Raw genomic sequence first — 15,544 nt, forward strand, 5'->3', positions numbered from 1 at the left:
TCTCTGGTGTTATCCATGATGCAATGACCGCCTGACCCTACCAGCCTGAAGGTGTCATAAACTTGCACAGTTTCACATCTGCAGCCCGTAACTTTTGGGGTTGTCAGTTTCGGTTCGCCTGTTGTGTTACTTAACCCGCATGTTCAACGTTGGACATGAAAAAGCTCCCCGCGCAGGGGAGCTTTTTTAATGGAGCTAGGACGCGGCGAAGGCGGGGCGCACAGTGGGCAGCGGGCGTTTCTCTTCCTTTAATGCCCAGGCCATCACGAACGCAGAGATTACGGTGATGATTGAGGCAAAGATCGGCACAGCCGGCCAGGGGGCGCCCGGTACGGAGTCGGTCACGTCCAGCAGATAGCTGAAGAGGAAGAGCGTGACCAGGGCCAGGCCAATGGTGATCGATCCTGCACGAGTGCCCTTCGCGCCGGCGACGGTGCCGACTGCGGTGCTCGCCACGGTAGCCATGAGGAAGCTCAAGAAGACGCACAGCGCGGTGAGCAGAACTGTGGTGTAGTTCTGCCCGGAATCCTCAATCATGTACAGCTCCCCGTTAGTGTCCGGAAACAGGGCCGGTCCGGAGGTGACAATGAAGCTATCGAATCCGCGGTAGTAACCGGACTTGTTCTGTTCGATGACCATCGCCGTGACGATGAAGGCGGTAGCCACCAACGATGTGCCCAAGATTGCGATGATTGCGGAGCGTACCCAGCGGGCGATGCTCACGCCGTAGTCACGCAGGGTGACCGAACGCCGGGCTGTGATGAGGAAGAGGATGCCCAGCGCGATAATGCCAAGCAAGGTGTTGCCGGTTCCGCTGCCTACGAGCATGCGCCCGAAGGCCGAGTACAGGATGGCCACGGCGGCAACACCGAGGAAGGTTTTCTTGTTGGTCGCGATGAAAGCTCCGGTGCTCATTTCTTGCTCCGTTCGATGTAGGAGGAGGTGCTTGCGAGGTCGATGAGGGCCGCGGGGTCGAGGTAGCTCACCTCAACGCCGAGGGCGCGGGCATGCGCAGCGGCAGACGAACTGAGCTCTGTAGACAGGATTGCCTCGCAGCGCTCGCCGAGGGTTTTCTTAGCGAGCACTGGGCCGGCCACCTGCGCCACGAGATCCGTAGGGCCGCGCAGCACCGGATGGCTAGCGCGCAGCTTATCGACGTCATAGGGCCCGTACGCATCCTGCTTGTGGATGACAATCAAGGTGTCGACTAGGCCGGCTAGATCCTGGGAGTGCTGCGAGGTGACCACAAGGTTGGCCGATTCGGCCGAGTCGATAAGCATGCCGCGCAATGTGGCGCGGTGCTCGACATCGAGGCCGTTGAAGGGCTCGTCGAAAAGCAATGCTTCCTTGCCCGATGCCAGGGTGGCAGCGGCGATAAGCAGCTGGCGCTGGCCCAGGCTGAGCTTTTTGATAGGGGTGTCAGCGGGGAAATCGAGGAGGGACTCCGCGTGGGGCACATCGAGCTGATCCCAGCCGGTGCGCAGGATCTGGAAATATTCGCGCGGGGTGGCACCGAAGACCTGGGTGTCGGGTGCAGCCTTCGCCAGGGCCGCCGTAGGCATCTGCGCGAGGGTACGCAGGTAGTAAGTCTTGCCGGCGCCGTTGGGGCCAATCACGCCGTAGATGCTCATTTCTCCTCCTCCAGCATGGCGATGATGTCGTGGAGCGTGAGGCCGAGAATGCCGGCCTCCACTTTTAATGGCTCGATGTAGGTGCGCTGGAACGCTTCACGACGCTCAGCGCGAATGCGCTCACGGGCGCCTGGGGTGACAAACATGCCGAGTCCTCTTTTCTTCTCCACGAGCCCCACCATCGACAGTTCCGTCATGGCCTTGGCAGCCGTGGTTGGGTTGACCTGATAGAACTCCGAGAGCTCCTTGGTTGAAGGGGCGCGATTTTCAGCCGCGAGCTCCCCGGACAGAATCATTGATTTCAGATCCTCGGCAATCTGGACGTAGATGGGCCGAGAATCCGCCTCCTTCGCCTGCATATCCACCTCCATGGTGTACGGGTATACCACCTATGTCATAAACCTAAAGCAGAAGAAAGGGGCCCGTCAAGGCCCCATCGAAGGAATCGGAAACGATTCCACCGGACTTTTCTCGATATGACATTATGTAAACCGTGAGTGATTCTCTGCAACGCAACGATCCGAACTCCCCTACTGCCAGTTCTCGGCACAACGGAGATGGCAGCACCAACCACCACGGATACATCAACCCGCTGCGCGACCCGCAGGATAAGCGCTTGCCGCGTATTGCGGGGCCGGGCGGCATGGTGATTTTCGGAGTGACGGGCGATCTGGCCCGAAAGAAGCTTCTGCCTGCCATTTACGATCTGGCCAACCGCGGTCTGCTGCCTGCCTCCTTCGCGTTAGTTGGCTACGGTCGTCGCGAATGGTCGAAACAGGACTTTGAGGATTATGTGCGCACCGCAGTGGAACAGGGCGCCCGCACAGACTTCCGTGAGAGTGTCTGGCAGCGCCTGGCTGAGGGCATTCACTTTGTCACCGGTACCTTCACCGATGACGAGGCCTTCGATCGCCTGGCCGCACAACTTGAGGAGCTCGATCGCTCCCGCGGCACCGCTGGCAACTGGGCCTACTACCTGTCCATTCCGCCAGCTAACTTCCCCGATGTCTGTCATCAGCTCGATCGTTCGGGGCTGGCGCAGTCGGGCGAGGATTATTGGCGTCGCGTGATTATTGAGAAGCCATTCGGACACGACCTAGCCTCCGCTCAGGAACTCAACCGGATTGTGAACTCGGTCTTCCCAGAAGACGCTGTGTTCCGCATCGACCACTACCTGGGCAAGGAAACCGTCCAGAACATTCTGGCCATGCGTTTTGCCAACCAGTTGTTCGATCCGATGTGGAATTCTCACTACATTGACCACGTCCAGATCACCATGGCCGAGGACATTGGTTTGGGCGGTCGCGCTGGCTACTACGACGGTATTGGTGCAGCTCGTGACGTGATTCAGAACCACCTACTCCAGCTCCTGGCGCTGGTGGCAATGGAAGAGCCCATCGCCTTTACCCCGGAAGAGCTGCAGGCGGAAAAGATTAAGGTTCTGCGTGCCGTCGAGCCAGTGCGTCCGTTTTCGAAATACACCGCTCGTGGCCAGTACACGGCGGATTGGCAGGGCAGCAACTTCGTGCCGGGATTGCGCGATGAGGAAGGCTTCGACCCCGAATCCACGACCGAGACCTACGCCGCCTGTACGCTGCAGATCAACTCCCGTCGCTGGGCCGGTGTCCCCTTCTACCTGCGCACCGGCAAGCGCCTCGGCCGCCGCGTCACTGAAATTGCGCTGGTCTTTAAGTCCGCACCTCACTTGCCTTTTGCGGAGACGATGACTGCCGCTCTCGGTCAGAACGCCATGGTGATTCGAGTCCAGCCAGACGAGGGCGTGCTCATGCGCTTCGGCTCGAAGGTTCCGGGCTCGGCCATGGAGGTGCGCGATGTCAACATGGACTTCTCCTACTCCGAGGTGTTTACCGAGCAGTCGCCAGAGGCCTACGAGCGCCTGATTCTGGATGCGCTTCTCGACGAGGCCAGCCTCTTCCCCACTAATGAGGAAGTCGAGCTGTCCTGGAAGATTCTTGACCCCATCATCGAGTACTGGGCCAAGCGCGGTCGTCCCGAGGGTTACCCCGCAGGTTCGTGGGGGCCGTCCTCCGCTGACCACATGCTTGAGCGCGACGGTCGCGCTTGGCGACGGCCATAGGTTGCCGACCTCTCAGTTCTTAAGAATTTTCTGACAGAAAGAACACTTTCATGATTGTCAATTTGCCAGACACTGACACCGCGAGCATTGCTCGTCAGTTGGTGCAGCTTCGAGAGCAGGGCGGCATCGTTACCACGGGCCGTGTCCTTACCCTGATCGTTTTGGCCAAAAGCGAAGACGACCTGGAAAACATTATTTCCACGGTCAACTCCGTTTCCCGCGAGCACCCATCCCGTGTGCTGGTATTGGTCTCTGATGATCCACGCCTGGACAATCGCCTCGACGCGGAACTCCGCGTCGGTGGAGATGCCGGTGCCGCTGAGATCGTCGTTATGCACATGTCCGGTGAGATTGGTCAGCACCACAGCTCTGTGGTGACTCCCCTGTTGCTGCCGGATACGCCGGTCGTGGCGTGGTGGCCGTCTGAGGCGCCTCAAGTCCCAGCGGCGACACCAATCGGCAGGATCGCCCAGCGCCGTATCACCGATTCGTTGTGTGACCCGAATAGTAACGCTATCTACACGCGCCGTACGGGCTACACGCCTGGCGATTCCGACCTGAGCTGGTCACGACTGACGAACTGGCGCGGTGTGTTGGCCTCGGCTTTCGACTTGCCGCCGCACTCGCCGGTGACCTCCGTGTCCATCTACGGTCCACAGGAGTCGCCATCGGTGGAGGTCGCCGCCGGCTGGTTGGCAGATCGCCTGGGGCTGCCGGTCAACCGTTACTCCACCGGGGAGAAGAAGATTCCGGTGGACGAAAAGGGCCGCGCCAAGCCACCGGTGACCTCCGTCGCGTTTGAGCGTGAAAATGGCCAGACCCTGCGCATCGATATTGAAAGCGCTACCACTGCATCGGTCACCAACGGAGAAAAGCCCCCGTTCAAGGTCGCATTGTCGCGTCCAACACGCTCCGAGTGCTTGGCAGAGGAACTGCGTCACCTCGATCACGACACTGCCTACGGACGTGCCCTGCGTGGTCTCAGCCAGATTCACACCGTAGGCATGCAGGCCCCAACGTCCACGATCACCAGCTTCGCGAACGAACCAGGAGTCTCTGACAAGTGACAACCGATAACGTCTCGAATACCGTCCCCGCCCCTCAGTTCCATCGCGCCGCAGACCAGGCCGGCATCGTCGAGGCTGCACGTCAACGCTTCATCGATGCGGTTGTCGCCGTCCAGAATGGCAACGTCTCTCCGGTCACCGATGACGGTTTTGTACGCGTCGTTCTCACCGGCGGCGGCGCGGGTACTGCCCTGCTCAGTGCGCTTGCCGACGATTCTGGAGACATCGACTGGAAGCGAGTCCTGGTGTTCTTCGGAGATGAACGCTTTGTCGCTGCCGACTCGGCAGACCGCAACGCGCTGGCGGCCCGTGAGCGTCTCTTGTCCCCCGTCGGCGTTCCTGAGCAGAACATCTTCGAGTTTGCTGCTGCCGATAGCGGCGTGACCACCACGGAGGCCGCCGAAAGCTACGAAGCTATCGTTCGTCAGAAGGCTCCAAACGGCTTTGACCTGCACCTTCTTGGTATGGGCGGAGAGGGACACATCAACTCGATTTTCCCACACACCGCAGCGCTCGCTGAGCAGGAACGCTTGGTTGTGGACGTGCATAACTGTCCGAAGCCACCACCGACCCGCATCACGCTGACTATGCCGGCCATCGCCAGCTCTCAGCGTGTGTGGCTACTAGTAGCCGGTGGTGAAAAGGCCGAGGCGATTGCGGCGATCGCTCAGCAGGGCGACCCGGCGCAGTGGCCGGCGGCCGGGGTCCGCGGTGCTCAAGAGACCGTTGTCTTTGTTGACGATGCTGCGGCTGCACAGCTGTAGGCTGTCCCTGTACTCCTAAGCTCAGAAACAGCAAAATTCCCGTCGATAAGCGAAATGCTATCGACGGGAATTTTTATTACTTAAAGGCCTTCGGTGGGGCGTGCTGCGTGCAGAACCTACCAGCCGAAAGTATTGAACAGCAGCAACAGGACAATGCAGAGCAACCAGATAATCACGGTCACAATAGTGACGCGGTCAAGGTTCTTCTCCACCACAGTCGAACCGGACAGATTCGACTGCATGCCGCCACCAAAGAGGCTGGACAGTCCGCCACCCTTACCCTTGTGGAGCAGGATGAACAGCGTCATCAGGATGGATGTGATGACCAGGACAATCTGAATGGCGAGGTACACGCGCACTTCCTTTTGAAACGTCGCTTCTTTAAGAACTCCAACTATACTAGCGCAATTGCTCCGCTGGCTAGGTATCCCTAGCCGGAGTTGCGCAGTGCAGTTGCCAGACCATTCATGGTCAGCTGAATGCCCCGACGCACCTTGTCGCGATTATCGCCGGCACGGTAACGACGCAGCATCTCCAGCTGGATGATGTTCAGCGGCATAAGGTACGGGAAGCGCATGTCCACCGAGCGCCTGAGCAGCGGGTTGTCCTCCAGCAGGTGCTTGTACCCGGTTACCTTCAGGAACATCTCCAAAGTCAGGTCGAACTCAGCCTTGATGATGCCGTAGATGCGCTCACCGTCGGCCTTATCTTGGCACAGGCTAGCGTAGGCGCGCGCCAGGTTCAGGTCAGCCTTGGACATGACCTGCGCCATGTTCGACAGCACCGAATTGAAGAACGGCCAAATCTCGTTGAGCTGACGGAGCTCAGCCAGGCGGGAACCGTCTTCGTCCTCGCCGATCCACTCCTGCAGTGCAGAGCCGACACCAAACCAGCCCGGCACCATAGAACGCTGCTGCGACCAGGACAGTACCCACGGAATTGCGCGCAGGTCAGAAATGGTCTGGGTCTGCTTGCGTGAGGTCGGACGCGAACCGATGTTCAGGCTGCCGATCTCATCGACCGGGGTCGACGACGTGAAGAAGTCAATAAAGCCCGGGTCCTCGTGCATGAGCTTCGAGTAGGCCTCGCGAGACAGGTCGGAAATCTCCGACATAATCTCGTGGGCGCGAGCTGGGTTCTTCAGGTCATCGACGTCGAGCAGAGTCGACTCAATCGTTGCCGAAACAAGTGCGGCGAGGTTCCTGCGTGCCGCTGCAGGGTGACCGTACTTGGCAGAGATAATCTCGCCCTGCTCGGTGATACGCACCGACCCCTGGACTGCACCCGACGGCTGCGCCAGAATTGCCTCGTAGGACGGACCGCCACCACGGCCAACGGTACCTCCGCGGCCGTGGAAGAGACGCAGGCGAATGTCGTTGTCCTTCGCAGCTGCCACGATGGCGACCTCCGCGTCGTAAAGCGCCCAGTTTGCAGCGAAGTACCCGCCATCCTTGTTGGAGTCAGAGTAGCCGAGCATGACTTCCTGCAGATCTCCGCGTGCGGACACGTATGCGCGGTAGACCGGAATGTCCCACGCAGCACGCAGCACGTCGGCACCAGCCTGCAGGTCTTCGATGGTTTCGAACAGCGGGATGACGTCAACAGAACCGGTCGGCTGGGAGCCATTCGGGCGAATCAGACCGACTTCCTTGAGCAGAATCATCGGCTCCAGCAGGTCGGAGACCGATGTACACATCGAAATGATGCAGTGCGGTACCGCGTCGTGACCGTACTTGCGCACCGCACGAGATGCCGCACGCATAATGCCTAGCTCGCGAGCCGTAGCTTCGGAAAGATCTGCGGAAGTCGAAACCAGCGGACGGGAGGACTGCAGTTCCTTGGTCAGCAGCTCGACCTTGTCAGCTTCCTTCAATCCCGCGTAGTTGTCCACCACACCGGCAGCGGAGAACAGCTCGGTGAGGATTTCCTCATGAGAGTCCGAATTCTGGCGGATATCAATCGAGTACAGGTGGAAACCAAATACTTCGACTGAATCAATCAGATCGCGCAGGCGGTGATCGGCGATGAGGTCATCGTGGCTGGACCGCAGTGAGTCGTCGATAATCGAGAGCTCTTCAAGTAGCTCCTCGGCGCTGTCATACGGAGTGAATTCCGACCAGTCGCCCTCGATGATGGACTCGTCGAAGAAGTTCACCGCTGTTGCCGCCACGCGACCGCGGATACCGTGAACCGCACGACGGTACGGCTCATCTTCGCGGTTAGGTACGTCATTGTGGCCGCGGCTGGCCAGAGCGACCAGATCCACGGTGACCTTGGTCAGGCGGTCGCTGAGACTGAGCTCGCGCTCCAGCAGGTGCAGCTGCGAGAAATAGTGACGCAGGATCGTACCCGCCGCCCTATCGGAGGCATAGCGCAGCGTTTCCTCTGTCACGTATGGGTTGCCGTCGTGGTCACCGCCAATCCACGAGCCCATGCGAATCGTTGGGTAAGCCGGCAACTTGTTTCCGCCGAGCTGACGCAAGTGCTTGACGACGTCTCGGTTAATCTGTGGCACAGCTTCCAGCAGAGAAAGCTGGTAGTAGCGAAGACCAACCTCGACCTCGTCGCGAATATCCGGGCGGTTCATGCGAATGAGGGCCGTTTGCCACAGCGTCAGGATACGGCGGCGGATATCGGCATCAATCTCAGCGAGTCGGTCCGCGGTGCGCGCATTCATCGGGGCCGCCTGAATCTCGTGGCGGCGCCGCATTGCGGCCGTGATGTGCTTCTGCACATCGAACACTGTGCGACGACGAGTTTCCGTTGGGTGTGCGGTCAGAACCGGGACGACCTCAATGTGGTCCATCATGTCCGCAATGGCGCTGCTGGAAACCTTGGCGTCGCGAAGCTTCTGCCATGTTGCCTCCAGAGTGGAGTCCTGCGGTGGATCGCCAGCATCGAGAGATGCCTCGATGCCCAGCTCCTCGTGCAAATCCTCAGCGAGGTTAGCCAAAAGTGCGAAGTGCGTGAAAGCACGGATGACAGGGCTTGCCTCGGCAGGGTCAATATCGCGGAAGAGGCCGGTGAGCTTCTCGATGTCGCCATCGCCACGATGGAGTTCGAAGGCTGCACGGCGAGCATTTTCGACCAGGTTAAAGACCTCGTCACCCTCTTGCTCGCGGATTACCTGCCCAAGAATTCGACCCAGGTGGCGAATATCCTCCCAGAGCAAGTCCTGCTGCTTCGCGGTAGCGGTCGATGAGGATTGCTCATTGCTTGCAGTGTGTCGGTCAGTGTCACCATGTACTTGTTCGTTCATTGAGCACGTCCTTTGAAAATTGCCGGGCATTCCAAGTGGAAAGCCTCGGGAAATGTATTGCGCTGAATTATTGCCAGTCGGTGTGCCTGGATTGAGTCCGCCTAAAGGCAATAACCCCGAATCGGTTTTATGAGAATCAATAAAACCAATCCGGGGTCGCGCATGGCGCCTATCTTATCAGTTGTTCTGAATTTATATGCACTTAGGCGTTCTGGGCGGCATCTGCAGCAAGTGCGCAGAGCTTCGCGAATGCTTCACCGTCGAGCGAAGCGCCACCGACGAGGCCGCCGTCGACGTCGGGCTTGCCGACGATCTCAGCGACGTTCTCGGCCTTGACGGAACCACCGTAGAGGATGCGCATTTCCTTTGCGATGTTCTCGTCCGCAATTTCAGCGATGGTCTCGCGGATAGCTGCACAGACTTCCTGAGCGTCTGCAGCCGATGCGACCTTACCGGTGCCGATAGCCCAGACCGGCTCGTAAGCGATGACAGTCTTGGCCAGCTCAGCGTTGGTCAGGTTAGCCAGGGAGCCCTTGACCTGAGAGACAACGTACTCGACGTGCTCTTCGACCTCTCGGACCTCCAGCGGCTCGCCGACACAGACGATTGGGTTCATGCCCTCGCGCAGTGCTGCCTTGGCCTTCTTTGCGACCAGCTCGTCGTCCTCTGCGTGCATATCGCGACGCTCGGAGTGACCAACGACGACCCAGGTGCAGCCGAGCTTTGCCAGCATCGATGCGGAAATCTCGCCGGTGTAAGCGCCGGACTCGTGGACTGAGACATCCTGCGCGCCGTAAGTGACGCCGAGCTTATCGCCCTCAACCAGAGTCTGGACCGAACGCAGGTCGGTAAACGGCGGGATGACAGCGACGTCAACCTTGTCGTAGTACTCCTTCGGCAGAGCGAACGCGAGTTTCTGCACCACACCGATAGCCTCGAGATGGTTCAGGTTCATCTTCCAGTTACCAGCAATAAATGGTGTACGTGCCATAGTGGTGGAATTCACTTCCCTATCAATTAGCGGATTTTTAAGCGATGAAAATCCGGTGGTGGAAAAATCTTAGTCTTCCAGGACGGAGACGCCCGGCAGAGTCTTACCCTCGAGGAACTCCAGCGAAGCGCCACCACCGGTGGAGATGTGGCTGAAGCCGTCCTCGTTCAACCCCAGAGTACGTACTGCCGCTGCGGAGTCGCCGCCACCGACGACGGAGAAGCAACCGTTGTTAGTGGTGGCATCGATGATGGCCTGTGCAACCTCGCGGGTGCCAGCTGCGAAAGCCTCCATCTCGAACACGCCCATCGGGCCGTTCCAGAACACAGTCTTGGACTCAGCGAGCACCTTGCCGAATGCCTCGGCGGAAGCCGGTCCGATGTCCAGGCCCATCCAGCCTTCCGGAATCTCGGTGGCGTCTACCACCTTGTTTTCAGCGTCTGCAGCGAACTTGTCAGCCACAACTACGTCGGTTGGCAGAACGATCTTATCGCCGTAGCGGTCCAGGAGATCCTTACAGGTGTCAATCATCTCTTCCTGCAGCAGGGATGCGCCAACGGCGTAGCCCTTGGCAGCCAGGAAGGTGAAGCACATGCCGCCGCCGATGACCAGGGAGTCAACCTTCGGCGCGAGAGCCTCAATAACGCCCAGCTTGTCGGAAACCTTGGAACCGCCGAGCACGACGGTGTACGGCTTCTCCGGGGTCTCTGCAACCTTGCGCAGAACCTCAAGCTCAGCCTGAACCAGATTGCCGGCGTAGTGCGGCAGCTTCTTAGCGATGTCGAAGACGGAAGCCTGGGCGCGGTGAACAACACCGAAACCGTCAGAAACAAATGCTCCGTCCGGAACAAGTGCAGCCAGCTCGGCTGCGAACTCGGCGCGCTCTGCCTCGTCCTTGGAGGTCTCGCGCGGATCGAAGCGGACGTTCTCCAACAAGAGTACATCGCCCTCGGTCAGGCCATTAGCGCGCTCGTGCGCGTCCTCACCGGAGACATCACCGGCGAGCGCGACGTACTGCTCCAGGCGCTCAGACAGCGCCTCAGCGACCGGGGCCAGGGAGAACTCGGACTTAACCTCGCCCTTCGGGCGACCCAGGTGAGCCATAACAACGACCTTGGCACCGGCCTCGACAAGCGCGGACAGGGTGGGCAGCGAAGCATCGATTCGACCCGGATCGGTGATAACGCCGTCCTTCAACGGAACGTTAAAGTCGGAGCGGACGAGGACGTAACGGCCTTCAATACCTTCGTTGATCAGGTCTTTGACAGTCTTAACAGTCATCTCAATGAAATCCTTGTGAAAGTGTGTAAAAAACGGGCCGTGGGTGGCGTGCCCTACTCAGGCACAACCACCCCGGCCCGTTCGGGGTCTGGGATTAACCAGGTGAGTTATTAGAGGCGCTCACCGACGTAGACAGCCAGGTCGACGAGGCGGTTGGAGTAGCCCCACTCGTTGTCGTACCAGGAGACAACCTTGACCTGATCGCCGATGACCTTGGTCAGCGGTGCGTCGAAGATAGAGGAACGCGGGTCGCCCTCGATGTCCTTGGAAACGATTGGGTCCTCGTTGTAGCCCAGAACACCCTTGAGCTCGCCCTCAGCAGCTTCCTTGATGGCAGCATTAACGGACTCGACGGTGACCTCGCTCTTCGCAGTGAAGGTCAGGTCGGTGACAGAGCCGGTCGGAGTCGGAACACGCAGTGCGTAGCCGTCCAGCAGACCCTTGAGCTGCGGCAGAACCAGAGCGACTGCCTTTGCAGCACCGGTGGAGGTCGGAACAATGTTCAGAGCAGCAGCGCGGGCGCGACGCAGGTCCTTGTGCGGAGCGTCGTGCAGACGCTGGTCACCGGTGTATGCGTGGATGGTGGTCATGAGACCGCGCTCGATGCCGAACTTGTCGTCCAGGACCTTAGCCATCGGAGCCAGGCAGTTGGTGGTGCAAGAAGCGTTCGAAATGATGTTGTGCTTCTCCGGGTCGTAGTCAGTGTGGTTGACACCGACAACGAAGGTTGCGTCTTCGTTCTTAGCCGGAGCGGAGATGATGACCTTCTTGGCGCCAGCCTCGATGTGAGCCTTGGCAGCGTTGGCATCGGTGAAGAAACCGGTGGACTCAATGACGATGTCGACCTCGTGCTTGCCCCACGGCAGGTCCTTCGGGTCACGCTCAGCGTATGCCGCGATGCGCTTGCCGTTGACGGTGAGGGACTCATCGTCGTAGGTGACCTCTGCGTCAAGCTTGCCCATGATGGAGTCGTACTTGAGCAGGTGAGCCAGGGTCTTGTTATCAGTGAGGTCGTTTACAGCAACGACTTCCAGGTCAGCGCCCGCAGCGAGCAGGGAGCGGAAGAAGTTGCGGCCAATGCGACCAAAACCGTTAATACCTACACGAACCGTCACAATAATCTCCTTAATGGATTGGCGAATCGATGCCACTTGTCAGGGCGCTGATTGCGCTCCAACAGGTTCACTACAGAAGTGTACGTTGGGTTTTTCATTCGCGCAGCGGTGGTTTGGTGCGAAAATCCCAAATAAACGGAGATTTATCAAAAATTACGCACCTGACTAGGCATAACAGGTGCTTTACTCGTCAACTTCTTTGTCAAAAAGTTCGTCTGTAACGACTGCAGTTGTGGGGGGAATTCCGAGTTCGTTTGCTCTTTTGTCTGCCATGGAGAGCAAACGGCGGATGCGTCCTGCGACGGCGTCCTTGGTCATTGGCGGATTGGCCAGCTGCCCAAGTTCTTCCAATGAAGCCTGCTTGTGCTCGATGCGCAGCTGTCCTGCAGACACCAAATGGTCTGGTACATCGTCACCGAGAATCTCTAAAGCACGCTCTACTCGCGCTGCTGCAATAACGGCCGCACGAGCCGAGCGCCGCAGGTTGGCATCGTCGAAGTTTGCCAAACGAGTGGCCGTCGCTCGCACTTCACGACGCATACGCTGTTCTTCCCACTGCAGGCGAGTAGTCTGGGCTCCCATTCGCGTCAGCAGCGCACCGATTGCATCGCCCTCCCGGATGATTACGCGATCGCCACCGCGGGATTTATTCTCCTTGCTCTTAGCCGTAATTCCGAGCCTACGAGCACATCCCACCAATGCGAGTGCCGCTTCAGCAGAAGGAGCAGTGACTTCCAAAGCTGAGGAACGCCCCGGCTCAGTCAGTGAACCATGTGCCAAAAAGGCACCCCGCCATGCAGCTTCTTGATCGATCTTCTGTCCCATGATCAGCTTGCGTGGTAGCCCACGTACGGGACGTCCTGCAGAGTCGATCAGGCCAGTTTGCCTAACGACGAGTTCCGCGCCATCGGTTACCCGCACGATGTACTTCGAGGTCTTTCGCAAGCCACCGGGAGACAAGACATTGAGGCTGGCTTTGACATCGTAGAGTTCGGCCAGCATGGAGCGCAGGCGGCGTGCGACAGCGCCGGAATCCAACTCAGCCTCCAGCACAATCGAACCTGCCACCAGGTGGAGTCCTCCTGCGAAGCGGAACAGGGTCGAAATCTCCGCTGCCTGAGCGCTTTCCTGCGAAACTGACACGCGGGCTAGTTCGTCTTTGACCTTCGCCGTCAATGCCACGATGCTGTCCATCCTCATTTCATGTGTGCGAGCTGGGTTTGGGCCTGGTTAATTTAGGTAAAATTAACCCCATTTGAGCTTTAGCAATAAACCTCAAGGATAGTATCCGGTACCAATCGAGTGGCAATTAGTTGATTGTCTATTGCATCCTCGCAGGAGAATGCATTAAAACCCTCGACTGGCCGGACGCTTTAGAGGAACTGACGAAGTGCGACAGCTAGTTTCTCCGGCGAATGCCGACCCGTCAGAGCTCCGTGGTCATCAACTTCTTGCACATCGGCGAAGACAACCTGCGCGTCTAGGCTATCCGCCGCTCGCTGCAGGTATTCTCGTTCGGTATCCGCGAGCGGCGTGTTGTCGTCGACAAGCACGTAATTGAGCTTCAAGTTAGGTGCATGCTGCGTGAGCATATGGATGTGCCGTTCGGAAGAAAAACCGGCGGTCTCCCCCGGCTCGGCGACAAGATTCAGCACCACGACGGTTGTGGCATTGGTTTCTTGCAGAGCATCCCGCAGCCCGGGCACCTGAAGATGTGGCAGAACCGAAGTAAACCACGAACCCGGACCCAGCGTCACCAAATCGGCATTGAGGATAGCTTCAATGGCCTCCTCGGATGCCGGCGGAGTCTCAGGAATCAGCCGGATTCGGCGCACCTGGCCAGGTGTCGTGGCCACTGCGACCTGGCCACGGACCTGGCGCACAACGCGAGCATCCTGCTCCAAGCCAACGACTTCGGCCTCAATCTCTAGCGGGATCGGCGACATGGGCACGACTCGACCCCGGATTTGCAGCAACCGGCCAATTTCGTCAAGCGCGTCGACTTCATTTCCCATCACACTGGTGAGGCCAGCGATAATCAGATTGCCAATCGCATGCCCTGCCAGTGCGCCAGTTCCGCCAAAGCGGTGCTGCAGTGTCTTTTCCCACAGATCGCCTTTTTCCGTATCTGCGGAAAGCGCGGCGAGTGCCATGCGAAGGTCTCCAGGGGGAATCTGCCCCAGCTCACGACGAAGGCGACCCGAGGATCCGCCGTCGTCGGCAACTGTGACCACCGCTGTGACATGGTCCGCAACCTGACGGTCAGCTCTCAGCGTGGCAAATAGACCATGACCGCCACCCAGACTGGTAATTGATGTCAATTTCTACACCTCCACTAAAACCGCTAGTTGCGGTCAATATCGCGGTGGACGACGTTGACGTTGATCCCGGAAACTCCCTCGAGCTTCTTAGCCAGCGCCTCCGACATGGCCACACTTCGGTGATGGCCTCCGGTGCATCCCACAGCGATAGTCATAAAACCCTTGCCCTCACGGCGGTACCCGGGCAAAACCAATTCAATCAAGTTTGTGACGTTGTCCAAAAACCCCTGAGACTCAGGTTGGGACAGCACGTAGTCGGCCACGGCTTTGTTGGTACCGCGGCCCGCACGCAGCTCAGGTACCCAATAGGGATTGGGGAGAAAACGGACGTCGAAAAGCATGTCGGCATCGCGCGGCGCACCGTGCTTAAACCCAAATGATTCGATGGTGATCTGCTGAATCTTGCTAGCGGTATCCGACAACTGATGCTCTAACTCACGGCGCAAATCGTGCACGCTCATGTCAGAGGTATCCACTACTAAATCCGACATGCCCTTTATTGGCAGCAACATCTGACGTTCAGCGGCAATACCCTGTGAAAGCGTGCCATTTTCCTGCAGCGGATGGGTGCGGCGGACAGAGTCGTAGCGGGCGATGAGGGTGTCGTCGTTGGCATCAAAGAAGATGACATAGGGCTGGCGCCCCTCATTGCGGAGTCCGTCGAGCACCTCCCCCAAACTGCCGGCGAACGCGCGCGAGCGCACGTCGGTGACGATAGCGAGGCGCTCTACTGGAGAGTCCGCTTCAAACGACAACTCGACCATGCGCATAATCAACTCCGGGGGCAGGTTGTCTGCGACATACCAGCCCATCTCCTCCAAGACGCTGGCGGCCGTATTGCGTCCGGAACCGGACATGCCGGTAATCAACACAAGTGACTTTTCAGCCTGAGGGGAATAACCCGAAGTAATCATGCCATCACTCTAATACAATTCCGCCCAACCGCTCTCGGTTTTACTAGCGGAAGTAAACCCCCTAGCACTGTTTCAAGTGCGGTTTTAGCCACTTGTTTACCTA

General features: G+C 58.7%; 14 protein-coding genes. 3 read left to right on the forward strand and 11 right to left on the reverse strand.

Features of this window, described 5'->3' with window-relative positions; all coding sequences use genetic code 11:
* Positions 1 to 195: 195 nt before the first annotated feature.
* The 3 genes from ADM64_RS07140 to ADM64_RS07150 are packed head-to-tail and all read right to left on the reverse strand — an operon-like array spanning position 196 to position 1,990.
* Positions 196 to 915 (reverse strand): hypothetical protein, encoded by a 720-nt coding sequence (locus tag ADM64_RS07140; RefSeq protein WP_049193708.1) that lies wholly within the window; start codon positions 913 to 915, stop codon positions 196 to 198.
* Positions 912 to 1,631: an ATP-binding cassette domain-containing protein gene (locus ADM64_RS07145; RefSeq protein WP_049193710.1), complete on the reverse strand. Its 720-nt coding sequence runs from the start codon at positions 1,629 to 1,631 to the stop codon at positions 912 to 914. The genes ADM64_RS07140 and ADM64_RS07145 overlap by 4 nt, the downstream gene beginning before the upstream one ends.
* Positions 1,628 to 1,990: a GntR family transcriptional regulator gene (locus ADM64_RS07150; RefSeq protein WP_049193741.1), complete on the reverse strand. Its 363-nt coding sequence runs from the start codon at positions 1,988 to 1,990 to the stop codon at positions 1,628 to 1,630. Before ADM64_RS07150 ends, ADM64_RS07145 begins: the two co-directional genes overlap by 4 nt.
* A 134-nt stretch (positions 1,991 to 2,124) precedes the next feature.
* On the opposite strand from ADM64_RS07150, the gene zwf reads away from it, so the two are divergent.
* Genes zwf through pgl form a run of 3 tightly spaced genes read left to right on the forward strand, consistent with a single transcriptional unit; the run spans position 2,125 to position 5,560 of the window.
* Positions 2,125 to 3,729: a glucose-6-phosphate dehydrogenase gene (zwf, locus tag ADM64_RS07155; protein ID WP_049193711.1), complete on the forward strand. Its 1,605-nt coding sequence runs from the start codon at positions 2,125 to 2,127 to the stop codon at positions 3,727 to 3,729.
* A gap of 50 nt (positions 3,730 to 3,779) precedes the next feature.
* Entirely contained in the window at positions 3,780 to 4,796 is a 1,017-nt protein-coding gene (locus tag ADM64_RS07160; RefSeq protein WP_049193712.1) for a glucose-6-phosphate dehydrogenase assembly protein OpcA, read from the forward strand.
* A complete protein-coding gene (pgl, locus tag ADM64_RS07165) occupies positions 4,793 to 5,560 on the forward strand; it encodes a 6-phosphogluconolactonase (RefSeq protein WP_049193714.1) in 768 nt (255 codons plus the stop codon). The genes ADM64_RS07160 and pgl overlap by 4 nt, the downstream gene beginning before the upstream one ends.
* A 116-nt stretch (positions 5,561 to 5,676) precedes the next feature.
* On the opposite strand, the gene secG is transcribed toward pgl, so the two are convergent.
* The 8 genes from secG to rapZ all read right to left on the reverse strand — a co-directional run bounded on the left by secG (position 5,677) and on the right by rapZ (position 15,441).
* Complete coding sequence (secG, locus tag ADM64_RS07170) at positions 5,677 to 5,913, reverse strand: preprotein translocase subunit SecG (protein WP_005510775.1); 237 nt, start codon at positions 5,911 to 5,913, stop codon at positions 5,677 to 5,679.
* A 77-nt stretch (positions 5,914 to 5,990) separates the two neighbouring features.
* Positions 5,991 to 8,819, reverse strand: a complete 2,829-nt coding sequence (ppc, locus tag ADM64_RS07175) for a phosphoenolpyruvate carboxylase (protein ID WP_049193716.1) — start codon at positions 8,817 to 8,819, stop codon at positions 5,991 to 5,993.
* Between the two features lie 202 nt (positions 8,820 to 9,021).
* Positions 9,022 to 9,810: a triose-phosphate isomerase gene (tpiA, locus tag ADM64_RS07180; RefSeq protein ID WP_049193719.1), complete on the reverse strand. Its 789-nt coding sequence runs from the start codon at positions 9,808 to 9,810 to the stop codon at positions 9,022 to 9,024.
* A gap of 69 nt (positions 9,811 to 9,879) precedes the next feature.
* Complete coding sequence (locus ADM64_RS07185; protein WP_016422732.1) at positions 9,880 to 11,091, reverse strand: phosphoglycerate kinase; 1,212 nt, start codon at positions 11,089 to 11,091, stop codon at positions 9,880 to 9,882.
* A gap of 110 nt (positions 11,092 to 11,201) precedes the next feature.
* Entirely contained in the window at positions 11,202 to 12,206 is a 1,005-nt protein-coding gene (gap, locus tag ADM64_RS07190) for a type I glyceraldehyde-3-phosphate dehydrogenase (protein ID WP_048731894.1), read from the reverse strand.
* 183 nt (positions 12,207 to 12,389) lie between these two features.
* Positions 12,390 to 13,388, reverse strand: a complete 999-nt coding sequence (gene whiA, locus ADM64_RS07195) for a DNA-binding protein WhiA (protein ID WP_048731892.1) — start codon at positions 13,386 to 13,388, stop codon at positions 12,390 to 12,392.
* Positions 13,389 to 13,579: 191 nt separating this feature from the next.
* Positions 13,580 to 14,527, reverse strand: a complete 948-nt coding sequence (locus ADM64_RS07200; protein ID WP_048731879.1) for a gluconeogenesis factor YvcK family protein — start codon at positions 14,525 to 14,527, stop codon at positions 13,580 to 13,582.
* A 23-nt stretch (positions 14,528 to 14,550) separates the two neighbouring features.
* Entirely contained in the window at positions 14,551 to 15,441 is an 891-nt protein-coding gene (rapZ, locus tag ADM64_RS07205) for an RNase adapter RapZ (protein ID WP_005510809.1), read from the reverse strand.
* Between the last annotated feature and the right edge of the window lie 103 nt (positions 15,442 to 15,544).

Origin of the sequence: Corynebacterium sp. 401_CJEI (assembly GCF_001076435.1) — a bacterium.
GTDB lineage: Bacteria > Actinomycetota > Actinomycetes > Mycobacteriales > Mycobacteriaceae > Corynebacterium > Corynebacterium jeikeium_D.

Bases quoted from the DNA above. Each gene is read 5' to 3' on its own strand.
- ADM64_RS07145 (WP_049193710.1), bottom strand. From the start codon at position 1,631: ATGAGCATCTACGGCGTGATTGGCCCCAACGGCGCCGGCAAGACTTAC.
- ADM64_RS07150 (WP_049193741.1), bottom strand. From the start codon at position 1,990: ATGCAGGCGAAGGAGGCGGATTCTCGGCCCATCTACGTCCAGATTGCC.
- tpiA (WP_049193719.1), bottom strand. From the start codon at position 9,810: ATGGCACGTACACCATTTATTGCTGGTAACTGGAAGATGAACCTGAAC.
- rapZ (WP_005510809.1), bottom strand. From the start codon at position 15,441: ATGATTACTTCGGGTTATTCCCCTCAGGCTGAAAAGTCACTTGTGTTG.
- ADM64_RS07140 (WP_049193708.1), bottom strand. From the start codon at position 915: ATGAGCACCGGAGCTTTCATCGCGACCAACAAGAAAACCTTCCTCGGT.
- ADM64_RS07185 (WP_016422732.1), bottom strand. From the start codon at position 11,091: ATGACTGTTAAGACTGTCAAAGACCTGATCAACGAAGGTATTGAAGGC.
- ppc (WP_049193716.1), bottom strand. From the start codon at position 8,819: ATGAACGAACAAGTACATGGTGACACTGACCGACACACTGCAAGCAAT.
- ADM64_RS07160 (WP_049193712.1), top strand. From the start codon at position 3,780: ATGATTGTCAATTTGCCAGACACTGACACCGCGAGCATTGCTCGTCAG.